The 23,685-nt window shown below is 52.2% G+C and carries 20 protein-coding genes; 4 read left to right on the forward strand and 16 right to left on the reverse strand.

The window, feature by feature from the left end:
- From B212_RS0123610 to B212_RS0123630, 5 genes are all read right to left on the reverse strand, one after another.
- Positions 1–618: a DUF47 domain-containing protein gene (locus tag B212_RS0123610; RefSeq protein WP_019913631.1), complete on the reverse strand. Its 618-nt coding sequence runs from the start codon at positions 616–618 to the stop codon at positions 1–3.
- A gap of 208 nt (positions 619–826) precedes the next feature.
- Positions 827–1,930: a DUF3048 domain-containing protein gene (locus B212_RS0123615; protein ID WP_019913633.1), complete on the reverse strand. Its 1,104-nt coding sequence runs from the start codon at positions 1,928–1,930 to the stop codon at positions 827–829.
- Positions 1,931–2,061: 131 nt separating this feature from the next.
- Positions 2,062–2,838 carry a dioxygenase family protein gene (locus B212_RS0123620; protein ID WP_019913635.1) on the reverse strand — a complete coding sequence of 259 codons (777 nt, stop codon included), beginning with the start codon at positions 2,836–2,838 and terminating at the stop codon, positions 2,062–2,064.
- A 502-nt stretch (positions 2,839–3,340) separates the two neighbouring features.
- Positions 3,341–4,171: an alpha/beta hydrolase family protein gene (locus B212_RS0123625; protein WP_019913637.1), complete on the reverse strand. Its 831-nt coding sequence runs from the start codon at positions 4,169–4,171 to the stop codon at positions 3,341–3,343.
- Between the two features lie 201 nt (positions 4,172–4,372).
- On the reverse strand, positions 4,373–4,573 hold the full coding sequence (locus B212_RS0123630; protein ID WP_019913639.1) for a hypothetical protein: 201 nt from the start codon (positions 4,571–4,573) through the stop codon (positions 4,373–4,375).
- A 182-nt stretch (positions 4,574–4,755) separates the two neighbouring features.
- On the opposite strand from B212_RS0123630, the gene B212_RS0123635 reads away from it, so the two are divergent.
- Together B212_RS0123635 and B212_RS0123640 are read left to right on the forward strand one after the other, a co-directional pair.
- Complete coding sequence (locus tag B212_RS0123635) at positions 4,756–5,418, forward strand: DUF1129 family protein (RefSeq protein WP_019913640.1); 663 nt, start codon at positions 4,756–4,758, stop codon at positions 5,416–5,418.
- Between the two features lie 40 nt (positions 5,419–5,458).
- Entirely contained in the window at positions 5,459–6,412 is a 954-nt protein-coding gene (locus tag B212_RS0123640; RefSeq protein WP_019913641.1) for a hypothetical protein, read from the forward strand.
- 61 nt (positions 6,413–6,473) lie between these two features.
- On the opposite strand, the gene ilvA is transcribed toward B212_RS0123640, so the two are convergent.
- The 3 genes from ilvA to B212_RS0123655 form a co-directional block, all read right to left on the reverse strand.
- Positions 6,474–7,736: a threonine ammonia-lyase IlvA gene (ilvA, locus tag B212_RS0123645; RefSeq protein WP_019913642.1), complete on the reverse strand. Its 1,263-nt coding sequence runs from the start codon at positions 7,734–7,736 to the stop codon at positions 6,474–6,476.
- 346 nt (positions 7,737–8,082) lie between these two features.
- Positions 8,083–8,322, reverse strand: coding sequence for an aspartyl-phosphate phosphatase Spo0E family protein (locus tag B212_RS35825; protein ID WP_332258093.1), 240 nt, complete (start codon positions 8,320–8,322; stop codon positions 8,083–8,085).
- Positions 8,323–8,571: 249 nt separating this feature from the next.
- Positions 8,572–9,981 carry a helix-turn-helix domain-containing protein gene (locus B212_RS0123655; protein WP_019913644.1) on the reverse strand — a complete coding sequence of 470 codons (1,410 nt, stop codon included), beginning with the start codon at positions 9,979–9,981 and terminating at the stop codon, positions 8,572–8,574.
- A 288-nt stretch (positions 9,982–10,269) separates the two neighbouring features.
- Here B212_RS0123655 and B212_RS0123660 point away from each other — a divergent pair, with 288 nt between their 5' ends.
- Positions 10,270–11,547, forward strand: coding sequence for an acyl-CoA thioesterase/bile acid-CoA:amino acid N-acyltransferase family protein (locus B212_RS0123660; protein WP_019913645.1), 1,278 nt, complete (start codon positions 10,270–10,272; stop codon positions 11,545–11,547).
- A 47-nt stretch (positions 11,548–11,594) separates the two neighbouring features.
- Positions 11,595–12,152: a MarR family winged helix-turn-helix transcriptional regulator gene (locus B212_RS0123665; RefSeq protein WP_019913646.1), complete on the forward strand. Its 558-nt coding sequence runs from the start codon at positions 11,595–11,597 to the stop codon at positions 12,150–12,152.
- A 117-nt stretch (positions 12,153–12,269) separates the two neighbouring features.
- Here B212_RS0123665 and B212_RS0123670 read toward each other — a convergent pair whose 3' ends face one another.
- From B212_RS0123670 to purQ, 8 genes are all read right to left on the reverse strand, one after another.
- The gene (locus B212_RS0123670) at positions 12,270–13,583 is read right to left on the reverse strand and encodes an SEC-C domain-containing protein (RefSeq protein WP_019913647.1); all 1,314 of its coding nucleotides are present in this window, start codon (positions 13,581–13,583) and stop codon (positions 12,270–12,272) included.
- 182 nt (positions 13,584–13,765) lie between these two features.
- On the reverse strand, positions 13,766–15,031 hold the full coding sequence (gene purD, locus B212_RS0123675) for a phosphoribosylamine--glycine ligase (protein WP_019913649.1): 1,266 nt from the start codon (positions 15,029–15,031) through the stop codon (positions 13,766–13,768).
- Positions 15,032–15,055: 24 nt separating this feature from the next.
- Positions 15,056–16,603: a bifunctional phosphoribosylaminoimidazolecarboxamide formyltransferase/IMP cyclohydrolase gene (purH, locus tag B212_RS0123680; protein WP_019913650.1), complete on the reverse strand. Its 1,548-nt coding sequence runs from the start codon at positions 16,601–16,603 to the stop codon at positions 15,056–15,058.
- 237 nt (positions 16,604–16,840) lie between these two features.
- The gene (gene purN, locus B212_RS0123685) at positions 16,841–17,455 is read right to left on the reverse strand and encodes a phosphoribosylglycinamide formyltransferase (RefSeq protein WP_019913651.1); all 615 of its coding nucleotides are present in this window, start codon (positions 17,453–17,455) and stop codon (positions 16,841–16,843) included.
- Positions 17,455–18,495 carry a phosphoribosylformylglycinamidine cyclo-ligase gene (gene purM / locus B212_RS0123690; protein ID WP_019913652.1) on the reverse strand — a complete coding sequence of 347 codons (1,041 nt, stop codon included), beginning with the start codon at positions 18,493–18,495 and terminating at the stop codon, positions 17,455–17,457. Before purM ends, purN begins: the two co-directional genes overlap by 1 nt.
- 794 nt (positions 18,496–19,289) lie before the next feature.
- Positions 19,290–20,786, reverse strand: a complete 1,497-nt coding sequence (purF, locus tag B212_RS0123700) for an amidophosphoribosyltransferase (protein ID WP_019913654.1) — start codon at positions 20,784–20,786, stop codon at positions 19,290–19,292.
- Entirely contained in the window at positions 20,771–23,017 is a 2,247-nt protein-coding gene (purL, locus tag B212_RS0123705; protein WP_019913655.1) for a phosphoribosylformylglycinamidine synthase subunit PurL, read from the reverse strand. Before purL ends, purF begins: the two co-directional genes overlap by 16 nt.
- A complete protein-coding gene (gene purQ, locus B212_RS0123710) occupies positions 22,995–23,684 on the reverse strand; it encodes a phosphoribosylformylglycinamidine synthase subunit PurQ (protein ID WP_019913656.1) in 690 nt (229 codons plus the stop codon). The genes purL and purQ overlap by 23 nt, the downstream gene beginning before the upstream one ends.
- Position 23,685 lies beyond the last annotated feature (1 nt).

The raw sequence follows: 23,685 nt of genomic DNA on the forward strand, positions 1-23,685 counted from the left end.
TTATGAGTTGCGCATGATGATTGATTCCAGCATGTTGGCTACATCTTCGCATTTATCGGTTGTAGTTTCGAGCCGCTCGTACAGCTCTTTGCGCTTGATCAGCTCAATAGGGTCCTTAACGGTTTCGAACAGGGCTTTGGTGCAGATGCGAAGCACTTCGTCACCTTGGTTCTCCAGATCGTTCAGACGGATCGTATACTCGCGGATCGCGAGCAGCTTCTTCTGGGAGAGCAGGTGAACCGCTTTTTGAATCTCATAGGCGGACTGGCGGAGAATCTCTGCGAACTGCACAATATATTCATCCGGTTCCAGCAGGTTGTACATATAGAAACGTGAGGCTGAAGCTTCCAGACCGTCAATTACATCATCCATGCTTGTAATGAGGTCCATAATGTCGTCTCGTTCCAGCGGAGTGATGAACGTCTTGTTCAATTCCTTAATAACGGTGTGCGTGTACGTGTCGCATTGGGATTCATATTTCTTCATCACCCCTGCGAAGTTCTCGACATTTTCCCGGAGAGAGGTAATATTCTGAGCGAAATAATCTGCCGCCTGGACAATGGTATCGGCCATATTTTCCAATGTCTCAAAGAATATGTCCTTTTTTCTCAACTTCATTCGTTTAAGCCCCTTTACATAAAATTGCCGTGTAAATGAAATGTGAAGCCACTCATATGTAAACAGCATGAAAATGAATGACAACCCTTGTTATCTTAACATATCAATAGAAGGTATTGAAGACAAAGAACCGAACTTTTTAACATTTAAATGACATATTTCTCGAACAGCCAAAACAATTGTCGGATTTAGATAGATTTCCGCTGTTTCAAGCTTTACCGGGAGAAGGTGAAATTTCCACATGGCTGTCGAAGGACGGGCTGTTCGGCACAATCAGAAAATGGGTCACGCCGGGATACAGGAGCGCCTCCTGGCCATCCTTCTTCACGAAGCGGATCACATCATCCGGCTTGCGCGCCCATCTGCCCTTGATTACTTGTCCACGCTGAAATAGCAGCGCTTCTCCTCCCAGCTCCACATCAATTTGCAGTCTCCCCACATCATCCAGCACCTTATGATCCGCTCCCAGCACGATGACATTTGCGGCTTCCACCGGATTCCCGTTGTTCAGATCCAGATGCGGACTGCCGTTCACCGATCTCAGATAAGTTTCCCGTTCCTCACTGTATTTATAACCCACAGTATAGCTCTTTAGCTGAAACTGCACATTGAACTCTGCGGCAGGTTCCCCTTCGACTGGTATATAATCGGGATTTGTGAAAAGATAGCCCGGAACCTGCACGGTACCGGCGTATCCAAGCTTGTCCGCCCCCTCGCGCAGCTTGGCGGCATTGCTGTACAGATTATGCGGCGCTTTACGCCCCTTGTCCCGCCAGAAATAAGCCCCGCCCCGGCCAATCTCGTCCATGTCATCCTTTTTCTCCTTCTGGAGAATGGCATACGCCGCCTGGCTTCCGCCGGCATGCACCGTCACCCCCCCGTAGCTCTCGCCAAGGTCGATCAGATAGGGGCGGATGCTGCGGATGGGGCCGATTTTGACGATGCCGGTGTGGCTCTGGAAAATCCCGATCAGCCGGGTAATCCCTCCTTCAGCCAGAACCTCATACAGGATGTCCGCCTCGCTGATCCCTGATTGCGGCCGGGCAGCCGGCGCGTTGTTGATCATTACCGCCAAGGGGCGGGGAAGGACGCTCTCCTGGACCGGAAGCCCTGTCAGACCGGAGGTTAGCCCTCCACTGGGAGGTTCGGCTGTCGGCGAAGGCTCGGCAGAAGCCGCAGGCGATGGCGCGAGGGTAGGTGCATCCGGCGGTGAGGGCACGGCTTCCGGTTGCTGAGTTCCACAGGCGGAGAGCAGCAGGCCCGCAAGCAAGCAGCATAATACAAGACGGGAAGAATAGCCGCTAAGAGTCATATGTTTTGTTTCCTCCTAATTTCTCGTGATTATCTTCCATTTAATCACAGCAGGCGGCATTTGTCTTGATGCCGGCGCATTAAAAAGGATACAGCCCATGTGTCCGGCTGTATCCTGCGTTTATTGTATGTCTAATCAATCATCCAGCAGCTCAGACTGAGTGTCCCGTATTGGTACGCCTGAGTCATTAGCTGCGCCCTTCTGCCTTCATCGGCCGTTCCCATAATATAGAAGAGCGGAATAAAATGCTCCCTTCCGTATGTAGGAACCGCATCACGCGCATGCGGAGCTCTCGTGTCATAGTCGAACAGTGTTGGCAGATCCCATGCTGCAAGGCCCTCCGCTATCCAGGCATCGAAGTCAAGCGCCCATTGCTCCGGCTGGTCCTCCTGCTTGAGCAAGCGCAGATTGTGGACCAGGCCGCCGCTTCCAATCAGCAGAATTCCCTCTTCGCGCAGCGGGGCCAGCATTTGGCCGATATGGTACTGCTCCTCAGGGGAACGCAGGGAATCGACGGACAAGACCACTACCGGAATATCGGCTTCGGGGAACATCTTCTTCAGAATGACCCAGACCCCGTGATCGAGCCCGCGTCCCAGCACAGGCTGGTGAGGAAGATTGTTGTCTGTGAACAGCCCGGAGATTCGGCGGCTGAGTGCGGAGTCACCCGGAGCCGGATAGGCCAGCGAATACAGCTCGTTCGGGAACCCGTAGAAATCATGCAATGTTTCGTGCTGTTCGTCCACCGTTAGCAGTTGCTCTGGACTGTCCCAATGCGCAGAGAAGACAACTATGCCGCGTGGTGTCCCCAGATCAGCTCCCAGACGCTCCAGGAAACGGGTGTACTCGTTGTCCTCAAGGGCGAGGAGCGGTGAGCCGTGTGCAATAAAAAATGCCGGTAATTTCATAGGGTGCCAACCTCCATAACCCAGTATATGGTCTGCCCCTATATTTTACCGCTTATTCTGAGTTAATGCGAGCTTAAGACAATTCCCGGTAGATCATCAGACTCCGAATGTTGGAGTACAAACTTTTCGTGAGCAAGTCTTTTCCTGACTAGAAGAATCTAACCGTTTGTAGCGGACTGAACCGCTCTTATTTCTACTGGAAGTCATTTTTCCGCAAGTGAACGGACTCCAGAGACTTTATGGGCGTACATTTACCCTAAATATACCTGCCGAAGAGGCGATAAGCGCTTTACGGTCCGTCCGCTCGGCTAAATGTATCCCTTTCGGTAATATAAAGGCCTTACTGTCCGTAAGGAACAGGAGGATGGATACGACGATTCTCTCTCTCCCGGACCACAAAGGCTGCATCCAACGCCATAAGATTTAGAACTGATGCTGCACCAATACGCCTGCAACTTTAGTGTTGCGGATAGAAAGACCTTCAGAGGTGTAACGCGTACTATTATATCATCCAGTTTTGCCATTCCTCCTGCACATGCTCCTGCTGATTCATCCAATCCTTGGTTCGTTTCAGCACCTGCACCTGGGCCTGGCCTGAAGAGAATGTATGATCCGCCTGAAAAATCACCTCTTTGTCGCAGCGCCCCTCAGGGCGTGTCCAGAACAGCTTCTGGTAGAGGAAGGCATAATCCACTGGAATTACATCATCGGAGGTTCCGTGAATTACCAGCACATCGCCGCTGAACTTGCCCGCCTCCTGAAACGGCTGAAAAGCCGCAAGCGAGTTGAAGTAGACCGGGGTAAAGTTATAGCCGGCGAAATCCGAAGACCCGTTCTGCACCGCACGGTCATAAGCTTCCCTTCCCACAATCTTTACGATATCATTGAACGGATAGCCAACGGCTGCCCACAGCACGAGATTCTTGACCCGGCGGTCCCGTACCCCGGTCAATAACGCCACTGCTCCGCCAAGACTGTGTCCGATCAGCGTTACACGCTGCGGGTCCACATCTGCAGAGCTGATGCCATAATCGAGCACAGCCCGGGTCTGGGCAATCATGGACTCCATGTTCTCACTGCCATAATTACCGCTGCTCTCCCCGCAGCCTGCATAATCAAAACGAATTACCATATATCCGTCCGCAGCCAGCTCGCGCGCCGCCTTGACGAAGATCCGGTCCACACCGATCCGGTTGCCTACGAACCCGTGGCAGATTACCGCGAGCGGAACCCGGTCCTTGCAGCGCCCTGTGCCCCCTTTTCCACCGGATGGATAATGGATGCTCGCTGTTAATTCTTCCCCGTTATGCCGGATGATAATATTCCGTTCCATTGCCGAACCCTCCTCAGAAAGGTAACTTATCTTAAATTATAATAATTCCGATTAATTTAGTAAGATTTATATCTTAATTATAAGCCTTGCGTTATTATTGTCAACAGACAAGTGGAAACGGCTACGCCTACATTTAGAAAAGGCCTCTTTCGTTCCACAAGGAACAAAAGAGGCCTGAAGCATACCAGGCTGCCGCGTCAATCAATCATAGCTGTCGTGAAACATATCATGGGTTTCCTGTCTTCCAGGCCAATCCCCCAGCCCATCCTCCGGTGAATCCTGCGAGGAGTCCCATAAGCTGAAGCCATCGGAATTGCCCCAATCCCCTACTTCATTCGTTGGCACAGGCGCGGAGCCTTCACCCACGAATTTGCCGGGCTTCTGTCTTTTCTCAGTGTCCATAATGCTCCCTGCCTTCCTTAAGCCTAGTTTGTGAAGCAGATGCAGATTCAATAACAGTGTTCACTTATTCACAAGGATTATTCCCGGAAGCATGGATGTCCTTGCACACAGCCGCCGGGCAAACGTATACTTTAGGTTAAAGGCTGTACCGATTAACCATACTGGAGGTTTACATCCATACAATGAAAGTCAAAGCTATGATTAAGCAAAATAATGTGCTGCGCGAGCAGATGACGCCGTTCAACCGCTCTTATTATGAAGATATGCTGCTGGCGCTCCGGGCCAGCAAGGTAGATCCGGTCCGCACGGAGGAGCTGCTTCTTGAGGCGGCGGCGCTCCTGCTGGAGGGACAGAGCAAAGGAAAAAATGCCAAGCAGATTTTCGGCGAGCACCCGGAGGATTATTTCAGGGAGATTGCCGGGAGCGCTCCCGCACGAACTGAACGCAGCAAGCTGAACTATTACCTGATGATTCCCTGGGCAGCACTTACCGGTCTCTTCGGCATATACGCACTTGCCGGACTCTTCCTGCTATGGAGCACCGGGACAGCGGGCATGTTCGGTCAGATCAGCATCTTCACAATCGTGGTAGCTGGTGCAGGCTCTATTGTCCTCATCGAGCTGATCATGAAATGGATGTCCTCCTTGTCCGAGGACGATGCCCCGAAGCCCAAGAAGTTCGATATCAAGGGACTCGGAATCTATATCGGCCTCGCTGTCATTGCGGTATTTCTTGGCGTATTTCTTGACAACCTGTTTCCGGTGATTTCCCTCTCCCCATGGGTGAGCCTCGCTCTTGCTGTGGCCGGAGGGCTTGGATTGAAATTTATATTCTTCAGATCATAGACGGTGATTTCATTTCGGGCTTATACAGGAGGAAACTTCCATGAAGAAGATACACACCATTCTATCTGTAGCAATAGCTGCAACTGTGGGACTGCAATTAGGTCTTGCCGGACATGTGCTTGCTGAAGGTTCAGGAAGCAGCACCGGAGGGGCTTCCACCGCGGGCAGCAAGGCGGCTCCCGCGGCGGCCAGCAGCCATGCCGATTCCATCTACAAGTCGGCTCTGCTGCTGCTGTCCTCTTCCGCTAAGCTGCCGGAGGCTATTCAATACTTGAACAGCAATATTTATGCGGTCAGCCCCTATCAGGCGACTGTACTGACCCTGAAGCTGGAGAATCTCCACAAGGCCGCCCTGAAGGCCTGGGAGAGCAAGTTCAGCAGCAGCATTACCCAGCGGAAGCTTACCTCGGTGTATAAAGCTGGAGTCAGCATGGCCAAGCTGGCCGAGAGTACGGAGGACGTGTCTTTGCGGAGCCTGCTGAAAAGCGCGGGAGAAAGCGGGTATAAGCTGGAGACGGCTGAGGGCTCTTTTTTCCCGGTGATTGATTATGCTTCCTACCGCAAATATAAGCTGTATGTTACCAATGATATCCGTGATTATATTTCAATTATGGGTACAGAAGCAGACCTGCCTCCTTCCAAGGATAACGGACTCATCATTTCCTGGGGCGATGTTGCGGCCAGAGCGCTGGCCCATGAGCAATTCATTCAGAGCTATCCCACATCCAACCGGATATCGTCAGTGAAGACCTTGTATTCCACGTATGTAATCAATACCTTCTACGGGCAGAACAATACGCCGCTCTTCCATTATGACAACCTGGAGATGGATTTGGAGGCGCAGAAGGCTTACAGCAGCATTCTGTCGAAGAATACCGGCAGCAGTCCGTTTCTGCAAAAGCTGGAAGGCTTCATGAAGCTGATGAAAGAGAATGACTATAAGCTGGATGACGGTGTAAAGCAATACCTGAAGACAGAAGCACCGCTCTCCTGATCCTGTTACATTGCATAAAGGCCCGCCCCTTTAATCATCATTGGGGGCGGGCCTTTATATATTAGATCAGCATATTAAACAAATTCGGGTCCTTGTTGATCTCCAGGTAATCCACGCCCTTCTGCTGCATCCGTTCGATGAGCGGGGCGTAGTCCTCCTTGTGCTGAAGCTCGATCCCAACAAGCGCCGGGCCGTTCTCCTTGTCGTTCTTCTTCGTGTATTCGAAACGGGTGATGTCATCCCCGGGTCCCAGCACTTCGGCCAAGAACTCGCGTAGTGCTCCCGCCCGCTGCGGAAAATTAACCATGAAATAATGCTTCAAGCCTTCATAGATGAGTGAGCGCTCCTTGATCTCCTGCATCCGGTCAATATCATTGTTGCCCCCGCTGATGATACAGACCACGGTTTTGCCCCGGATCTGATCACGGTACAGGTCAAGCGCCGCAATCGGCAGCGAGCCCGCCGGTTCCACAACAATCGCATTCTCGTTATACATCTCCAGAATGGTTGTGCATGCCTTGCCTTCCGGCACCTTAACGACATCATCCAGGCGGTGGGAGCAAATATCATAGGTCAATCCGCCGACCCGCTTCACAGCCGCTCCGTCGACGAATTTATTGATTTCCTTCAGCGTAACCACTTCTCCGCGCTGAATCGCTTCGCTCATGGAAGCCGCACCAGAAGGCTCTACGCCTATAACCTTGGTAGACGGGCTAACCGTCTTCACATAGGTCGCAACACCGGCAGCCAAGCCGCCTCCGCCGATGGTGACGAACACAAAATCCGCCGGCTTGTCGAGGCTCTCCATAATCTCCATCGCAATGGTGCCGTTGCCGGCGATAATCCGCGGTTCATCAAAGGGATGGATCAGTGTCATGCTATAATCAATGCACGCCTGCAGCGCTTCATCGTACGCATCATCGAAGGTGTCACCCTTCAGAATCACCTCTACGTACTCGCCGCCGAACTTCCGGACCTGCTTAATCTTCTGGTTAGGAGTAGTGCTAGGCATGTAGATCTTGCCTTTGATTCCCAGAGCCTTACAGGAGAACGCCACGCCCTGCGCATGGTTTCCCGCGCTGGCACAGACAATGCCCTTGGCTCTGTCCTCTGCAGACAGACTGCGAATCATATTATACGCGCCGCGGATCTTGAAAGAGCGGACAATCTGCAGATCCTCACGTTTCAGATACACATTGCAGTCATATTTGGCCGACAGCACCCCATCCAGTTGAAGCGGGGTACGGGTAATAACCTCCCGCAGCACATGATGTGCCCGTACAATATCTTCCATTCCTACGATCCGGTCTTCGCCTTCTCTCATTTATCCTCGCCTCACTGTCTTCTGTCTAATCATATCGCTTCTTGTAACATACTCTTCCAAGGACATTTTATCAAGCATTGTCCTTTCCGGGCAATACAAATAGCACTTCAGCGGGAGATAGAGAGATGTTGGGCTTCATGGCAGGAAGGTTTGGAGGGGGAATCTTACAGAAATATGAGGCGCAACAGCAGCAGTACTTTATAAGCCTTTGCTCAAAAGAAAAAACATGCAGTGTAACGCCCCGCTATTCCATTCTATTAAAATCGAAGTTTTACATACGCTACTGTAAACGTTAGAAGAAACAAAGAAGGCTGTATAGTGCGTAGAGTGGTGTTAGTCCTCCGTTTTATGAAGCGGAGTTTGCGGTGCGATAGAGCTGCGAATGGGCGTTCCACAGGTCGTCGCCAGGCAGCCTGACGCCTGCTGAACCCGATCTTTTTCTAACTTGTGCCACATTGCTTCTCGTATATTGGTTAATCAGTTCGTCGAGCACCATCGACTGATGAAGCACGGCTGGATGATCCAAGTCGTACTGATATTGCAGATTATTCAGGTCTTGCCGGGCTTCTTCCAAAATTCGTCTCAAACATTCTACTTCTCTCACTCTTATCCCTCCTTAGTTAGTATTTTAGAGGGCTATGTCTTTTTTGGGGTGAAATTTTTTTCTGATAATTTGTATGAAGAAATCAAGAAAAGACCAGCCTCAAGACTGGTCTAATAAATATATTGTAACTCCAAAGCTATAATAATAGATTAACCCCCATGAAATTCAGAGGCAATGCTGAAGGAATGATTGACCCCTGCAGAAATTGGAATAACCAACACTAAAGCAAAACTAGCTACGACCAACAGGAATGCCAATTTTCTTTTCATGTTCTTCTTCCTCCTCTTTTAATAGGTTCTGATATCTATGTTGTATTTCATGGGATGCAAATGCTCTATATCTCTCAAATAGCCTCACACAAGCGAGAATACGAGTTTCGTTGTTGATGAGGGATGACGTGTACAAACCGGCCAATAAGTATTCAAAACCCATCAGGTACAGGCCTTGCCTCAGATAATACTGGGCAACCCCGTACAGAAAACGGGCATACTGCTCGGAGACCACTTGCTTTGTATATACACCCACAGCCTCCTGATGCTGCATCTGCATGTAGCCGTTAATTTCGGAATCAAAATACTGCAGGATGTAATCCACATTGAAATCAAACAGATTGGCCGCCTCTGTAATGTTTAATAAGCCAATCAGAAGCTCATCCTTGTTCTGTTCTATATAGGCTACATAATCGGCAAGTACGCTTTCATCCCCGCGCATCAGCTTGGACACATACATATTGGCCTCTGCCCATCCTTTATACAGCTTCAGCCAATGCAAGGTGTCCTTATCCGTTTCCTTGACCCAGCTCAAGTCTCCATATGCGCATGCATATTGCATCTCTTGCTCATGATCGCCCCTGGCATTACAGACACTTCCTCGAAGCATATAAGAGAAGGCCAAATATACAAACATTGGTTTCTTCGGCTTCTTACGTTGCTCCTGTCTTGCTCTCGCCGATTGGACAGGCGTAAAGAGTTGAATATGCGCCAGCCGCCCCATTTCCTGGGCGATCCGATCCACCTTTTCCCAGCGCCTCAGCGAACGGTACGTATTCGCCAGGTCTCTCAGTGCATCCAACTGGTCTATCTCATCAAGACGGTCTACAAAAGGCTCAAATTGCAGCGCACATTGAAGGTTGTCCTCCTGATTGTCGCTTAGCCGAAGCGTGAACAAACGATACTGGCAAAAAGCCAGCCGTTCGGAATGCTGACGTCTCTCACTAAGAGCCACACTCTCATAGAGCAGGGCCGCCGCAGCGTGCTTGCCTTCCGCGAAGAATTCCTCGGCCACCTCGAAGAGCAAAGGAGAATAAGTCAGATTGTCGAGCAGCAGCGGCAGCATTTGCCGGATGCAGTCCAGCTTGTCCAGCTCCGCACAACGGTACAGCAGGGGCCTAACTCTGCGCCAATTAGGTACGGCTTCCACCATGCATTCCTGAATATACTGATCGTAAAAATACCCTTGAGGCAAGCCCAGCACAGCAGTCATCCGGTCCAACTGATCCACAGCCATAATCCGGTTGCCCTTCAGAATTGAACTCACCGTACCTGCGTTGAGACCAGCCAGCCTTCCCAACTGACTGAAGCTCAGTGCTTCGCGCTCGATAAAATTCTCCAGCTCTGTGCGAATCGTGGCTGTATTGTTCAAACAAACCACCCCTTAGGCACGTCGGACAATGACGAAAGTTCCCGTTGCAGCCTCGCTAGCATTTGATAATATTTCCTAATATATTGCAAATATAACCATAAATTTCGCCCAGGTCAATTCTTTTTTTTGTATTCTCTTTTTTTCTGCATCATATTATATAATACGTCATTTTTCGCGCGGTAATTAGAAAATATATTGACTATTTTGTTCGTTGATGTATAATCATTTTGGTCAATATATTGTCTAAATAAAGGCCATTCTTAATACTACATAAAGGAGAATAAGTACATGAAAATAAACATGGATCATCAACAAGCATTTGTAGATCAACACATTAATATTAAGGTTGATGATTTAAATCCTAACAGCCGGCTAAAAGTAAGTTTGAAAATGGAGCTTCCCTGGTGCAGCGGGGAAGAATTTTCGTCCTACGCAGTTTTGGTCGCTGATGAAGCGGGAGAAGTGGATTTCGCTCTGGCAAGGCCTGTGGAAGGAAGCTATGAAACAGCTAATAGCATGGGACTGATCTATTCATTACAACAGTCAATATCTGCGGGGAAGAATATCGCTGAGAATATCGCTATTGATAAGCCGATCATCATGAACCTGCTTTTTGAATCCTCAACAGAAAAAAAGGAAATTCAATTAAAAAGGCTGTTCAAAACAGATGATATTCTTGTCAAACAGATCCATGAAGGATTCACCGGGCAGCTTTTTTATCAGAAAAATGCTAATAACAAGACTATTCTCATGCTGGGAGGCTCGGATGGACAAATGCAATCTTTGGCTCTAATGGCTGGACCTCTCGCTTCCAGAGGATTTAATGTGCTGATTACATCCTACTTTGCTTCCGGGGGATTACCTGAAAAACTGGAGGAGGTTCCCTTGGAATATTTCGAACAGATATTTAAGTGGATTGAAGACAATGAAATTACAAGAACGAAAGATATTTATGTTCATGGAACGTCGAAAGGCGGCGAATTAGCGCTTTTACTGGCCTCCAGATATAAACAAATTAAAAAGGTAGTTGCCGTAGAACCTCACACCTATTGTTTCCAGGCTCTTGACGGGTTGCTGAGTGGCAAGAATGTCTCTTCTTGGTCCTATCAGGGGCAATCTATTCCATTCATTGAAGTAGATAATACAATTTTCTTTGAAGATCAACAAAAGGACATTGAAAAAGGAATTCCCTTCGGGTTCGCCAGCACATACCGAAAAAGCATTGAAAAAGCAACGAACCGGGAAGCATCGCGGATAAAGGTTGAAAATTCTGCGGCTGACATTCTCCTGATCTGCGGAAAAAAGGACAATATATGGAACAGTTATGATGCATGCCTGGAAATACTGAAGAACTTAAAGAGCAGCAATTATACGCATCAAGCCGAATTGTTATCTTATGAGAATATGGGGCACCCCATGCCCATTCCCTATATTGTTCCGATTAGCTTAACCTTAGAAATGCCAATGAACGGCGGTGTGTTTTCTTCCGGTGGAACTGTTGAGGGGAACGCGGAAGGACAATATCAATCCTTTACAAGGACAATTGAATTTTTTAAGGAGCCGTGATAGAATCACTGGCAGTACAAAGTTCACCGGCGAGGTTGGTTATTGTTATGGATTACGATAAGGAATTCTATCTATTACATCTTATGAAACAGGTCTACTCCGGTCTGATCTCAGTTTCTAACAAGGTTCAAGCAACAGGTGACAAGTATAGCGCACCCTTAACCTCCAGACAATATATGACTCTGCTTGCAATTCTTCATTTGCCTGAAGATGAAACGACAATCATTAATATTGCCAATAAGCTGGGGGCAACCAAACAAAATATCGCCCAATTAATTAATAGCTTAGAGAAAAAAAAGTTCATCTCCATTACTCCCAGCAAAAAGGATAAACGGGCAGTCAATGTACATTTGACAGCATTAGGACTTCAGACTCTGGAAAGCCGCGGTATCAGTGTTACGATTAATTTCATGGCGGATATTTTCAAAGATTTCAAACCGGAAGAACTGGAGACGCTGTGGAAATTATTACTCAAATTATATCAGTTTGACGGTGCGAAAATGAATGGGCTTGAGGACGATGTACAAGTTCCGGTTACTTTTAGTGAAGAAGAGATCCGAATAGCGATAGAACGGTTTTCTGACAGAAGAAATGGCGGATTATAAGAAATATTCAGCGGGGAAAAGCATAAAAAACGGGTGTGTCTTCTATTACGCAGACGCACCCGCTTTTTTGTATCCGGTTTTGCTTGTTTTATGTCCACATACTGAAGCTGGCTACCTCTACTGCTTAAGCATCCACTTGAGCAGGTCCGGCACACTCGCCCAAAGACGGGAGTGCATAATCACATATTCAACGGCTTCATTGGAATCGTCCATCCCGACAAAATCCGGGAGGTTATGCGGCAGACGCTTCACACCCAACAGGTAATCGGGCACATGCTTGTTCACACCCCGTGCCACGCGGTACAGCATTTTGAGCTGGGAGGTGATTCCGTTCTTCTTGTACTCCAGAATGATCCGGTCATAGGCAAAAGCGGCAGCGGCGTCATCCTTGCCGTACTTCTCCAGCACCTCTTCCGCCCGGTCCAACTGGTTGCTGTACAGGTACACAGCAGCGAGCAGGTAACGCGCACCGGTATTGTCATCTGTATTCAGCTCAAGGATATGCTCCAGGGTCTGCGCCGCTTCTTCGGCATTTCCGCCAAACCAGCAGGACTCGGCGTAGCTTTTGCAAATGCGGATATAAGGACGGGTCTCATGGAGGCCCCAGAAGTGTCCTTTGTTCTGTGCAAAAAACAGTTCGCCCAGCTCGTGTTCGCCTGCAGCGATTCCCGCCTTCAGGTAAGCCCGGGCATCCTGCTCGTTCTCCGACTCCTCAGCCAGAATGAGATAAGCGTCAGAGCTGCCCGGATACATTTCCAGCGCTGCTTGTGCCAGTTGTATTCTCCGTCTGGAAGAAGTCGCCTCCATCGCCTTGTAGAGCAGGGCTTGCGCTTTATCCTTAGGCGTGCCCGGGCCGTTCAGCGCCAGAAGCTCATCAGCCTCGCCGTCCATCCCGTACTCCTCGACATAATTGAGCATTTCCTTAACCTTGCGCGAGATCGTCGCCGTTGTCACCTGATATTTGCCGGCAAGCTCCACCTGCGAAATATTGAAGCCGTATTCTTCGGACAGCAGATACTCAATCGCCGCGCAGAAGGAGCCTGTCTTCTTCACGGCAGGCTTAGTCTGACGGGAATAGCCGTTCCACAACACCAGCGCTTCAAAAATCAGCTCCCGCTCATATTGGTTACGCATACTCTCAATAAGCTCCAGCGCGAGCTGCTCATGAGCCGGATGCTCCCATTTCAGCTCACGCGCCACCATTTTTTTCAGTTTGGTCAATGTAAGCTTGCTCTCAGGCCGGGTCGCGGCTGCCTGGACCGGCTGCTCGATTTCCTGCTGGATGTCTGCCGCCACATGGCCAGACGCTTCCTCGGTGGTTACCATCCGCAATATGGATTCTACTGCAGATTTTTCTTTGTCCAGACAGCATCTTTTATATTTTTTCCCGCTTCCGCATGGGCACAACTCATTTCTTCCAACCTTACTCAAAAGTAATTCCTCCTTGAAGCTATGATTTAAAAAAGGCCTTTCCTGAAAGGAAAGACCCTTTATCTGTATAGTTCCGAACATTTTCCCCCGTACGAGTTGTATTATAGCACTTCTTCTATCACTTGTCAGTCCTTTTTTGGGACTAATAGCGTAAAAGCCCGCTGTAATACAGTTCTTTATCCTCAGACAAATGCCTTCATTGCAATGTCGCTGCGCTTGTGCATCCCGGAAAAAGAAATGGTCTCTGCGCTGGCATATGCCGCTGCACGCGCCTCGGCAATGGTTGCGCCCATGCCAACGACTCCAAGCACCCGTCCGCCGTTCGTCACCCAGCTTCCGTCTTCGCCGCGTGCGGTTCCGGCATGAAAGATCAGCTCGTCCGGTCTGCCCTCAAGTCCGGCAATCGGCACACCCTTGGGATACGTTCCGGGATACCCTTCCGAAGCCAATACCACGCAGACTGCCGCTTCCTCGCTCCATTCGATCTCGATGTCAGCCAGCCGTCCCTCGGTTACGGCGAGGAAAATCTCCAGCAGATCACTTTTCAGCCTTGGAAGAACCACTTGTGTCTCAGGATCACCGAAGCGGGCGTTGAATTCAATTGTCTTCGGCTTACCATCCGGTGAGATCATCAGACCGGCAAACAGCACACCGCTGAAGGAACGGCCTTCCGCCACCATCGCTTTGGCCGTTGGCTTAATTATCGTCTCCACGGCTTCATCAATAATGGCCTGGTCAATGTGCGGCAGCGGCGAATACGTACCCATGCCTCCGGTATTGGGTCCCTTGTCCCCGTCATACGCCGGCTTGTGATCCTGAGCAGCAGCCATCGGGCGCACCGTCTCTCCGTCCACAAAGGCCAGAATCGACATTTCCTGTCCGGCAAGGAATTCCTCAATGACAACCTGTGCGCCGGCTTCCCCGAACACCTTGGTCACCATGATATCCTGCAGGGCAAGCTCCGCTTCTTCCCGCGAGTAGGCCACAGTTACCCCTTTGCCTGCGGCCAGCCCGTCCGCCTTGATAACAATCGGCAGCCCTTGGCCACGCAAGTAGGCAAGCGCCGCCTCATAGTCGCTGAACTTCTCGTAAGCTGCCGTAGGAATGCTGTATTTGTGCAGCAGATCCTTCATAAAGGTTTTGCTGCCTTCAATCTCCGCCGCATTCTTGCGCGGTCCGAATACTGGAATGCTGTGCGCTTCGAAGACGTCCACGATGCCAGCCGCCAGCGGATCATCCGGTCCGATGACAACGTAGTCAATGTTCTTTTCCTTGGCAAAAGCAGTCAGCCGATCGAACTCGAATACGCCGATTGGCACACACTCCGCAAGCTGCGCAATCCCGGCGTTGCCGGGGGCGCAATAGATTTTACCGGCTTTGGGGCTGCGGGACAGACTCCAGATAATTGCATGCTCCCGGCCGCCGCCGCCAACGACTAAAATATCCATAGCAATGAAGCCCTCCCCGGCGTTCTAGTGTTTGAAATGGCGAACGCCGGTAAAGACCATGGCAATACCATATTCATTAGCAACCTTAATCGACTCTTCATCCTTGATGGAGCCTCCCGGCTGAATTACAGCGGTAATCCCTGCCTTTGCAGCCATTTCCAGCGTATCTCCCATTGGGAAAAAGGCATCGGAGGCCAGCACGGAGCCCTTGGCTTTCTCTCCGGCCTGTTCAATGGCGATCTTGGCAGCGCCGACACGGTTCATCTGGCCTGCACCTACACCAACAGTCATATCATCCGCTGCAAGCACGATGGCATTGGATTTCACATGCTTAACGACCTTCCAGCCGAACAAGAGCTGCTTCAATTCTTCCTCTGTGGGCTTGCGGTCAGTCACGACCTGCAGCTCATCAGGATTAACGGAATGCACGTCGCTCTCCTGCACAACCATACCGCCCTCAATGGAGGTAACTACAAAACTGGTTTTGCGCGCTGCAGCGGTGCTGAGATGGCCGATTTTGAGCAGACGGATGTTCTTTTTCTTCGTAAGTATTTCCAGCGCTTCGTCCGTAAAGCCGGGCGCCAGCACGATTTCGAGGAAAATATCCTTCAGCAGATTCGCAGTATCGGCATCAATAATCCGGTTCGCCGCAACAATGCCGCCAAAGATAGAGGTTGGATCGGCGTTGTAGGCTTTTTGATAAGCTTCATATACACTTGCCCCTACACCCACACCGCAAGGATTCATATGCTTAACCGCCACAACAGCCGGTTCTTCGAACTCCTTCACGATCTGCAGCGCTGCGTTGGCATCGTTGATATTGTTGTAGGACAGCTCTTTGCCGTGTAGCTGCTCGGCAGCCGTGAGCGTATCCTGCGCAGCCAGCGGCTTGCGGTAGAATGCAGCCTTCTGGTGCGGGTTCTCGCCATAACGCAGATCCTGGATTTTCTCGTAAGTCACCGTGTAGCGCTCCGGCAGCGGTTCCCCGGTTACATTCGCCAGATAATCGGAAATCAAGGCATCATAAGCCGCCGTGTGGCGGAACACTTTTGCCGCGAGACGTTTGCGTGTTTCCAGAGTCGTATCTCCGCCTGCGCGCACTTCCTCAAGCACTGTCGCATAATCGGCTGCATCCACCACCACACTGACAAAAGCATGGTTCTTCGCCGCCGAACGCAGCATTGTCGGTCCGCCGATATCAATGTTCTCGATCGCTTCCTCGTAGGATACATCAGGCTTGGCAATCGTCTCTGCGAACGGATACAGATTAACCACTACCAGGTCGATGTAGTCGAGACCCAGCTCCTGCATCTGCTTCGTATGCTCTTCGTTGTCACGAACTGCCAGAAGGCCGCTGTGAACGGCAGGATGAAGTGTTTTGACGCGTCCATCCATAATCTCCGGGAATCCTGTCACATCGGAAATACCGATGACCGGAACGCCTTCTTTAGCCAAAAGTGTGCTAGTGCCGCCTGTGGAGATAATTTCTACGCCCAATGCAGACAGCTCGCGGCAAAAATCCACGATGCCCTGTTTGTCCGATACGCTGACCAGCGCTCTTTTGATACTCACTTTGAATAGTCCTCCTCCGGAAGATGCAAGATTTAGTTTCAGAACATGCGATAATGCTGATCTGTATGTGAAAGATAACGATGTGAACAATGATTTTAGAAGCCCGCGCCTGACGACAAACGTCTGCAATGCCTGCAAAATCTGCTGACGCTCGACACCCCTGTACCCGCCAGCGCGATATTTCCCGAGAAATATCAGAAACACTGGAGCTTGTCCGCAGAATGTCGATGGATGCCGCTACTCCCAGATAACTGTCCTTCTGCCATCCAGTTCTATTTTTCCGGCTGCAAAAGCGCCCACAACCTCAGGATACAGCTCATACTCCACCTGATGGATACGTTCCGCTAATGATTCAGCAGTATCCAGAGGCTCTATGGCAACACTGCGCTGGGCGATTACCGGACCGGTATCCATACCCCCATCGACAAAATGCACTGTCACTCCCGTCAGCTTCACACCGTAATCCAGCGCTTGGCCTATCGCGTCTTTACCGGCAAAGGCCGGCAGCAGCGAGGGATGAATGTTGACGATCCGTCCGGCGTATGGCGTCAGCAGCACCGGGGTAATCAGGCGCATGTACCCTGCAAGCACAACCAGTCCGATGTCACGGCGCTGCAGCTCGGCTACGATCTCTGCCTCATAAAGCTCCCGGCTTGCAAAGTCCTTCGGCCGCAGCAGAAGCGCGGGAACTCCCGCCGCCTCCGCACGCTGTGCCACAGGCGCTTCCGGCCTGTCGGAGACCAGCAGCTCAATGCGTCCTCCGCCAAGCTTACCAGCCTTCTCAGCCTCTATCAGTGCGGCGAAATTGCTGCCCTGCCCGGAGGCAAATACAGCGATCCGGCTCCACTGCATCACACTTCAGCTCCCGTAAAGGTAACCTTGCGTTCCCCTTCAGTCACTCTGCCGATCAGGTAGGCTTCTTCCCCGCTTGCTTGGAGCAGCTCCAGCGCACGTTGTCCATCCGCCTCCGCCACAACCAGCACCAGGCCCACGCCCATATTGAAGGTGGTGAACATGTCGCGGTTGCTCACATTACCTTTGCTCTGCAGCAAATCGAAGACAGGCAGAATCGGCCAGGAGCCATGATTAATTTCCACGTTCACACCCTCAGGCAGGACGCGCGGAATGTTCTCGATGAACCCGCCTCCGGTAATATGTGCCATGCCCTTGACCGGAAGCTGCTCGAGCAGCGCCAGCAATGGCTTCACATAAATCTTGGTAGGAGCCAGCAGCACATCCACAAGCGGAGCGCCCAGCTCAGGAACTACATCGTTCAGCCCGTAACCGCCATCCTCCAGCAAAAGCTTGCGCACCAGCGAGAACCCGTTGCTGTGCACACCGCTGGAAGCCAGGCCGATTACCGTATCCCCCGGTGCAATGTCCGCACCTGTCACCAGCTTGGCCTTGTCAGCCACGCCCACCGTAAATCCGGCGATATCATATTCGCCCGCAGCGTACATCCCCGGCATCTCGGCAGTCTCCCCGCCAATCAAGGCGCAGCCTGCCTGGTGGCAGCCTTCAGCGATTCCGGCTACAATGGCCTCGATCTTCTCCGGCACGACCTTATCGCAAGCCAGATAATCCAGGAAGAACAGCGGCTCTGCGCCCTGTACCACAATATCGTTCACACACATCGCTACGGCATCAATGCCAATCGTGTCGTGGCGGTCAGCCGCGAAAGCGAGCTTCAGCTTCGTGCCTACGCCATCGGTTCCCGATACGAGCACCGGCTCTTCGTATTTGTCTTTATTCAAGCCGAACAGCGCGCCGAAGCCGCCCAGTTCCGTCATGACTTCAGGACGGTAGGTGCGCTTCACATGCTTCTTCATGCGTTCTACCGCTTCATTGCCAGCCGCAATATCCACTCCGGCGTTTTTATAAGCTTCCGACACTATTGGACACCTCATTATAGTTAGTTTAGAGCGCGGTTTCGGGGCGGCAGGGATTGAGTGGTGGCTATAATCGTCATTACGAGGAATGTTTGGACTTCCGGTCGCTGTTATGGTTGGATTTCCTTGATTTGAACCGCTGTTCGCGGTAGAAATCCAACCATAAAGGCGAACGCTATCGCTCCTACAGTTCCAAACTTCCTCTCCATGACTCCAGCCACCGGGGTCAAACCCGGCCGCAAGCCGCTGTACGCGCCTTGCACAGGGCAGTCAGTCGGCGCTTTTGGCGAAGCCAAGCGCCTCCTTGAGCGAGAGCCTTCCCGCTTTTGCGGAGCAAACAGCCGGGGGCGCAAGCTTCTTGCGCACGGGGCAAAGCCGTGCGCGTCCTTAGAGCGAGAGTTCCCCCGATTTTGCGGAGCAAACAGCCGGGGGCGCGAGCTTCTTGCGCACGGGGCGAAGCCGTGCGCGTCCTTAGAGCGAGAGTTCCCCCGATTTTGCGGAGCAAACAGCCGGGGGCGCAAGCTTCTTGCGCACGGGGCGAAGCCGTGCGCGTCCTTAGAGCGAGAGAACCTCCGATTTTGCGGAGCAAACAGGACAGGTTCTTGAGCCTTCAGGCCCGGCGAGCAGCATGCCGCCGGGGCTCGCAGCGCCGTAGAGCGTGTCCGTCAGGACAAAGCGGGCACCCGCACCCACGCCAACTTAGAAAGTTTAAAGCAAACTCCTACCGCCGAGCTTTCGGGTGGCCGGAGGGCAGCGCCCTCCGGAATCCCCCTTTGCAAGGGGGACTTAGGGGGTTATTAGCAAGAGCACCCGTCCTTCTCTTCCCCGCCGAAATCCACCTGCGTCGGGTAATCATTGTCGAAGCAGGAAAGGCACAAGCCGCCTTTGTAATCGCTGCTGTTATGACCGCCGATAGACTGGATCAGGCCCTCGGGTGTAAGGAACGCCAGCGAATCGGCGTTGATCTCCTTGCACATTTCTTCAATTGTCTTGTAGGAGGCGATCAGTTCGCGGCGGTCCGGTGTATCAATGCCGTAGAAGCAAGGGTTCTTGAACGGCGGCGAGGTAATCCGCACGTGGACCTCGGTCGCGCCGGCTTCGCGCAGCAGGTTGACGATCCGGCGCGAAGTTGTGCCCCGCACGATGGAATCGTCGATCATGACAACGCGCTGGCCTTCAACGACGCGGCGGACAGCGCTCAGCTTCATCTTTACGCCCTGCTCGCGCAGCTCCTGGCTCGGCTGGATGAAGGTCCGGCCGGTGTATTTATTTTTAATCAGGCCAAGCTCGTAAGGGATGCCCGTCTGCTCAGCATAGCCGATAGCCGCCGAGATGCTGGAGTCCGGCACGCCGGTTACAATGTCAGCGTCAACGAACGCTTCCAGCGCCATCCGGCTGCCCATCCGCTTGCGGGCGGCGTGCAGATTGGAGCCGTTCAGATCGCTGTCCGGCCGGGCAAAATAAATATATTCCATCGCACACAGCGCCTTGCGCTTCGGCTCGGCGAACCTGTCTTCCGTGAGGCCGCTATGATCAAGCACCAACAGCTCACCGGGCTCAATGTCGCGGACGAACTGAGCACCAATGACCTCAAGCGCGCAGGATTCCGAAGCGAAGACATAGGCTTCGCCTACCCGCCCCATAACGAGCGGACGCAGGCCGTGTGTGTCGGAAGCAACGATGAGCTTGTCATTGGTCATCAGCAGGAAGGCGAATCCGCCGACGAGCTGCTGCAAAGCATCCTTGGTCGATTCGACAAAATCCTTCTGCGAGCGCGCAATCAAATGCGCCAGCACCTCGGTGTCGCTTGTCGTCTGGAAGATCGAGCCGCCTTGCTCTAGCTGCTTGCGGATCAGCGGCTCATTCACAATATTCCCGTTGGTGGCAATCGCCAGATCGCCATCGCGGTATTTGAAGACCAGCGGCTGCGCATTGGTCAGCCGGCTGTCGCCGCTGGTGGAATAGCGCACATGTCCGATAGACATGTTGCCGACCAGCGAGGCAATTTTGTCTTTATCGAACACTTCCTTTACTAGACCCATGCCGCGGTGATAGTTGAAGTCGCGTCCATCCGCCACGCAGATGCCCGCGCTTTCTTCTCCCCGGTGCTGGAGGGCATGCAGTCCGTAGTAGGACATGGAGGCAGCTTCCGGGTGTCCGAAGACCCCGAATACGCCGCATTCCTCTTTTAAGGTGTCAAAAATATCTCCCGAGCCCGTTCCTTCGTTATAAAAGTCGCCGGTCCACAGGATTGGGGTCTCCTGCTTGTTCCCGGTCTTTATTTCATAAGACATGGAATAGCATCCTCCCAAATGGTTTTGAGTTCTGCTACAGGCTCGTCCAGAGCGGCTGCTCCGTCCAGGTGAACCCGCAGTCTGTCTCCGCCGACAGTTCCGATGATTTCAACGGGCACACCGTAAGCGGCAACCGCCGCTTTCAGCGCTTCCGCACGTTCAGGTGCCGATGTCAGCACAATGCGGGATTGGCTCTCGCTGAACAGCGCCACGTCACGGCGCAGCCCGTCAGCAGACAGCTCGATATTCGCGCCAATGCCACCGCTGATGCAGCTCTCAGCCAGCGCAGCAGCCAAGCCGCCTTCGGAGAGGTCATGCGCCGAGCGGACCAGTCCGCTGCGGATCGTACCCAGGACAGCCTCCAGCAGCTTTTGCTCAGTTGCAAGATCCAGCGCCGGCGGACGGCCTTCGGTCAAGCCATGTACAGCATATTGGAATTCACTGCCGCCCAGCTCGGCTTTGGTCGCCCCAAGCAACAAGATCACATCGCCTTCCTGCTTGAACGCCTGAGTCGTAATGTGATCCGTATCCTCGACCAGACCGACCATGCCGACAACCGGTGTCGGATAGATCGCGCCGGAAGCATTTTCGTTATACAGACTGACGTTACCGCCGATAACCGGCGTATCCAGCACGCGGCACGCTTCAGCCATACCGTCTACGGCTCGTTCCATTTGCCAGAAAATCTCCGGCTTCTCCGGGCTGCCGAAGTTCAGGTTGTCCGTAATAGCCAGCGGCTTCGCGCCGGAGCAGACAATGTTGCGCGCCGCTTCGCTGACAGCAATCCGTCCGCCCACTTCAGGGTCCAGATACACATAACGTCCGTTGCAATCCGTAGTCATTGCCAGGCCCTTGCGTGTTCCGTGGATGGTAACCACTGCCGCATCAGAGCCGGGACGAACCGCCGTACTGGTCCGCACCATGTAATCGTATTGGTTATATACCCATGCTTTGCTTGCTACTGTAGGCGAAGCGAGCACAGTGCGCAGCGCACCGCCCAGATCAGTTACTTCTTCATAGCGCAGCGTATCGACATTTGCGTTCTCTTCATAGTAGGCAGGAACAGTTGACGGCTTTTTATAGATCGGGCATTCGTCTACCAAAGCTTTTACCGGCATGTCGCCGACAACCTCGCCATGATGGAACAGCTTCAAGCGGCCGTCATCGGTTACCTTGCCCACTTTACGGCAGATAACCCCCCAGCGGTCAAAAATCTCCTGCGCCTGTGCCTCATCCTTAGGCTCAACTACGAACAGCATCCGCTCCTGCGACTCAGACAGCATCATCTCATAAGGGGTCATGCCTTCTTCACGCTGCGGCACCTGATCCAGGTACAGCTCCAGGCCGTTGCCTGCTTTGCTCGCCATCTCGGCGCTGGAGCAGGTAAGCCCCGCTGCGCCCATATCCTGAATGCCAAGCACGATGCCGCTGTCAATCAGCTCCAGACAGGATTCCATCACCAGCTTTTCCATGAACGGATCGCCGACCTGCACCGCTGTCTTCTTGGCTTCCGACTCTTCACTCAGCTCCACAGAGGCAAAGGTCGCGCCATGAATGCCGTCACGGCCCGTTGGAGGACCAACGTAGAACACGGGGTTGCCAACACCTTTGGCGACACCTCGCTGGATTTTATCATGATCAATAAGTCCGACACACATCGCGTTGACCAGCGGATTGCCGTCATAGCTGTTGTCGAACATAATTTCGCCGCCCACCGTTGGAATCCCGATACAGTTGCCATAGCCTGCAATACCGGACACGACATGCTCGAACAAATATTTAACTCGGTCACTCTCCAGCTTCCCGAACCGCAGAGAGTTCATCAACGCCACCGGTCTTGCTCCCATAGAGAAAATATCGCGGATAATCCCGCCCACACCGGTCGCCGCACCCTGATAAGGCTCTACTGCCGACGGATGATTGTGGCTTTCGATTTTAAATACAACCGCCTGGTTGTCTCCAATGTCTACGATCCCTGCGCCTTCGCCCGGGCCCATCAGCACACGCGGTCCGCTTGTCGGGAAACGCCCCAAGAGCGGCTTAGAGTTCTTATAGGCGCAATGCTCGGACCACATCACGCTAAAAACACCGATTTCCGTATAGTTCGGCTTACGGCCCATGAAAGAAGTGATCAGCTCATATTCGCTGTCCGAAACTCCGAATTGACTGTAAATCTTCTGCTCCGCAATTTGCTCTGCGGTCGGCTCCTTAGCGGATACTTGCTGCGTCATAACGATCCCTCCATGTCTTGAGAATGGATGTGAACATCCGTTTGCCGTCCTCTGAACCGAGCAGGCTGTTCGCCGCACGTTCCGGGTGAGGCATCATGCCAACCACATTGCCTGCCGTATTGCTGATGCCCGCGATGTCGGCTACCGAGCCGTTAGGGTTGTCACTGTATGTGAATACGATCTGATGGTTAGCATTAAGCGAGGCCAAGGTCTCCTCATCACAGTAATAGTTGCCTTCGCCATGTGCAATCGGGATGACGATCTCTTCATCCTTCGCATAATCAATAGTAAACGGGGTTGTGTTATTAACCACCTTAAGCACGGTGTCGTGACAGCGGAACTTCATCGACATGTTGCGGCGCAGCGCCCCCGGCAGCAATCCCGCTTCGGTCAGAATTTGGAACCCGTTGCAGATGCCGAGCACGAATTTGCCCTGCTCCGCAGCCTTGGCTACTTCAGCCATAACCGGAGCGAACCGGGAAATTGCGCCGCAGCGCAGGTAATCACCATAAGAGAAGCCGCCCGGCACGAGAATGCAGTCATACGCCGACAGGTCTGTCGCGGTATGCCATACATAATCTACTGGTTCGCCGAGGCTGTCTTCGACCGCTTTGTAGCAGTCAATGTCGCAATTGGAGCCGGGAAAGACAAGTACAGCAAATTTCATG

Origin of the sequence: Paenibacillus sp. HW567, assembly GCF_000374185.1 — a bacterium.
Classification (GTDB): domain Bacteria; phylum Bacillota; class Bacilli; order Paenibacillales; family Paenibacillaceae; genus Paenibacillus_AQ.

Excerpts from the sequence above, each read along its gene's own strand:
- B212_RS0123610 (WP_019913631.1), bottom strand. The coding sequence starts at position 618 with ATGAAGTTGAGAAAAAAGGACATATTCTTTGAGACATTGGAAAATATG.
- B212_RS0123635 (WP_019913640.1), top strand. The coding sequence starts at position 4,756 with ATGAAAGTCAAAGCTATGATTAAGCAAAATAATGTGCTGCGCGAGCAG.
- B212_RS0123630 (WP_019913639.1), bottom strand. The coding sequence starts at position 4,573 with ATGGACACTGAGAAAAGACAGAAGCCCGGCAAATTCGTGGGTGAAGGC.
- purN (WP_019913651.1), bottom strand. The coding sequence starts at position 17,455 with ATGCAGTGGAGCCGGATCGCTGTATTTGCCTCCGGGCAGGGCAGCAAT.
- purQ (WP_019913656.1), bottom strand. The coding sequence starts at position 23,684 with ATGAAATTTGCTGTACTTGTCTTTCCCGGCTCCAATTGCGACATTGAC.
- B212_RS0123625 (WP_019913637.1), bottom strand. The coding sequence starts at position 4,171 with ATGGAACGGAATATTATCATCCGGCATAACGGGGAAGAATTAACAGCG.
- purF (WP_019913654.1), bottom strand. The coding sequence starts at position 20,786 with ATGTCTTATGAAATAAAGACCGGGAACAAGCAGGAGACCCCAATCCTG.
- B212_RS0123665 (WP_019913646.1), top strand. The coding sequence starts at position 11,595 with ATGGATTACGATAAGGAATTCTATCTATTACATCTTATGAAACAGGTC.
- B212_RS0123615 (WP_019913633.1), bottom strand. The coding sequence starts at position 1,930 with ATGACTCTTAGCGGCTATTCTTCCCGTCTTGTATTATGCTGCTTGCTT.
- purL (WP_019913655.1), bottom strand. The coding sequence starts at position 23,017 with ATGACGCAGCAAGTATCCGCTAAGGAGCCGACCGCAGAGCAAATTGCG.
- B212_RS0123640 (WP_019913641.1), top strand. The coding sequence starts at position 5,459 with ATGAAGAAGATACACACCATTCTATCTGTAGCAATAGCTGCAACTGTG.
- purD (WP_019913649.1), bottom strand. The coding sequence starts at position 15,031 with ATGGATATTTTAGTCGTTGGCGGCGGCGGCCGGGAGCATGCAATTATC.
- B212_RS0123620 (WP_019913635.1), bottom strand. The coding sequence starts at position 2,838 with ATGAAATTACCGGCATTTTTTATTGCACACGGCTCACCGCTCCTCGCC.
- ilvA (WP_019913642.1), bottom strand. The coding sequence starts at position 7,736 with ATGAGAGAAGGCGAAGACCGGATCGTAGGAATGGAAGATATTGTACGG.
- B212_RS0123660 (WP_019913645.1), top strand. The coding sequence starts at position 10,270 with ATGAAAATAAACATGGATCATCAACAAGCATTTGTAGATCAACACATT.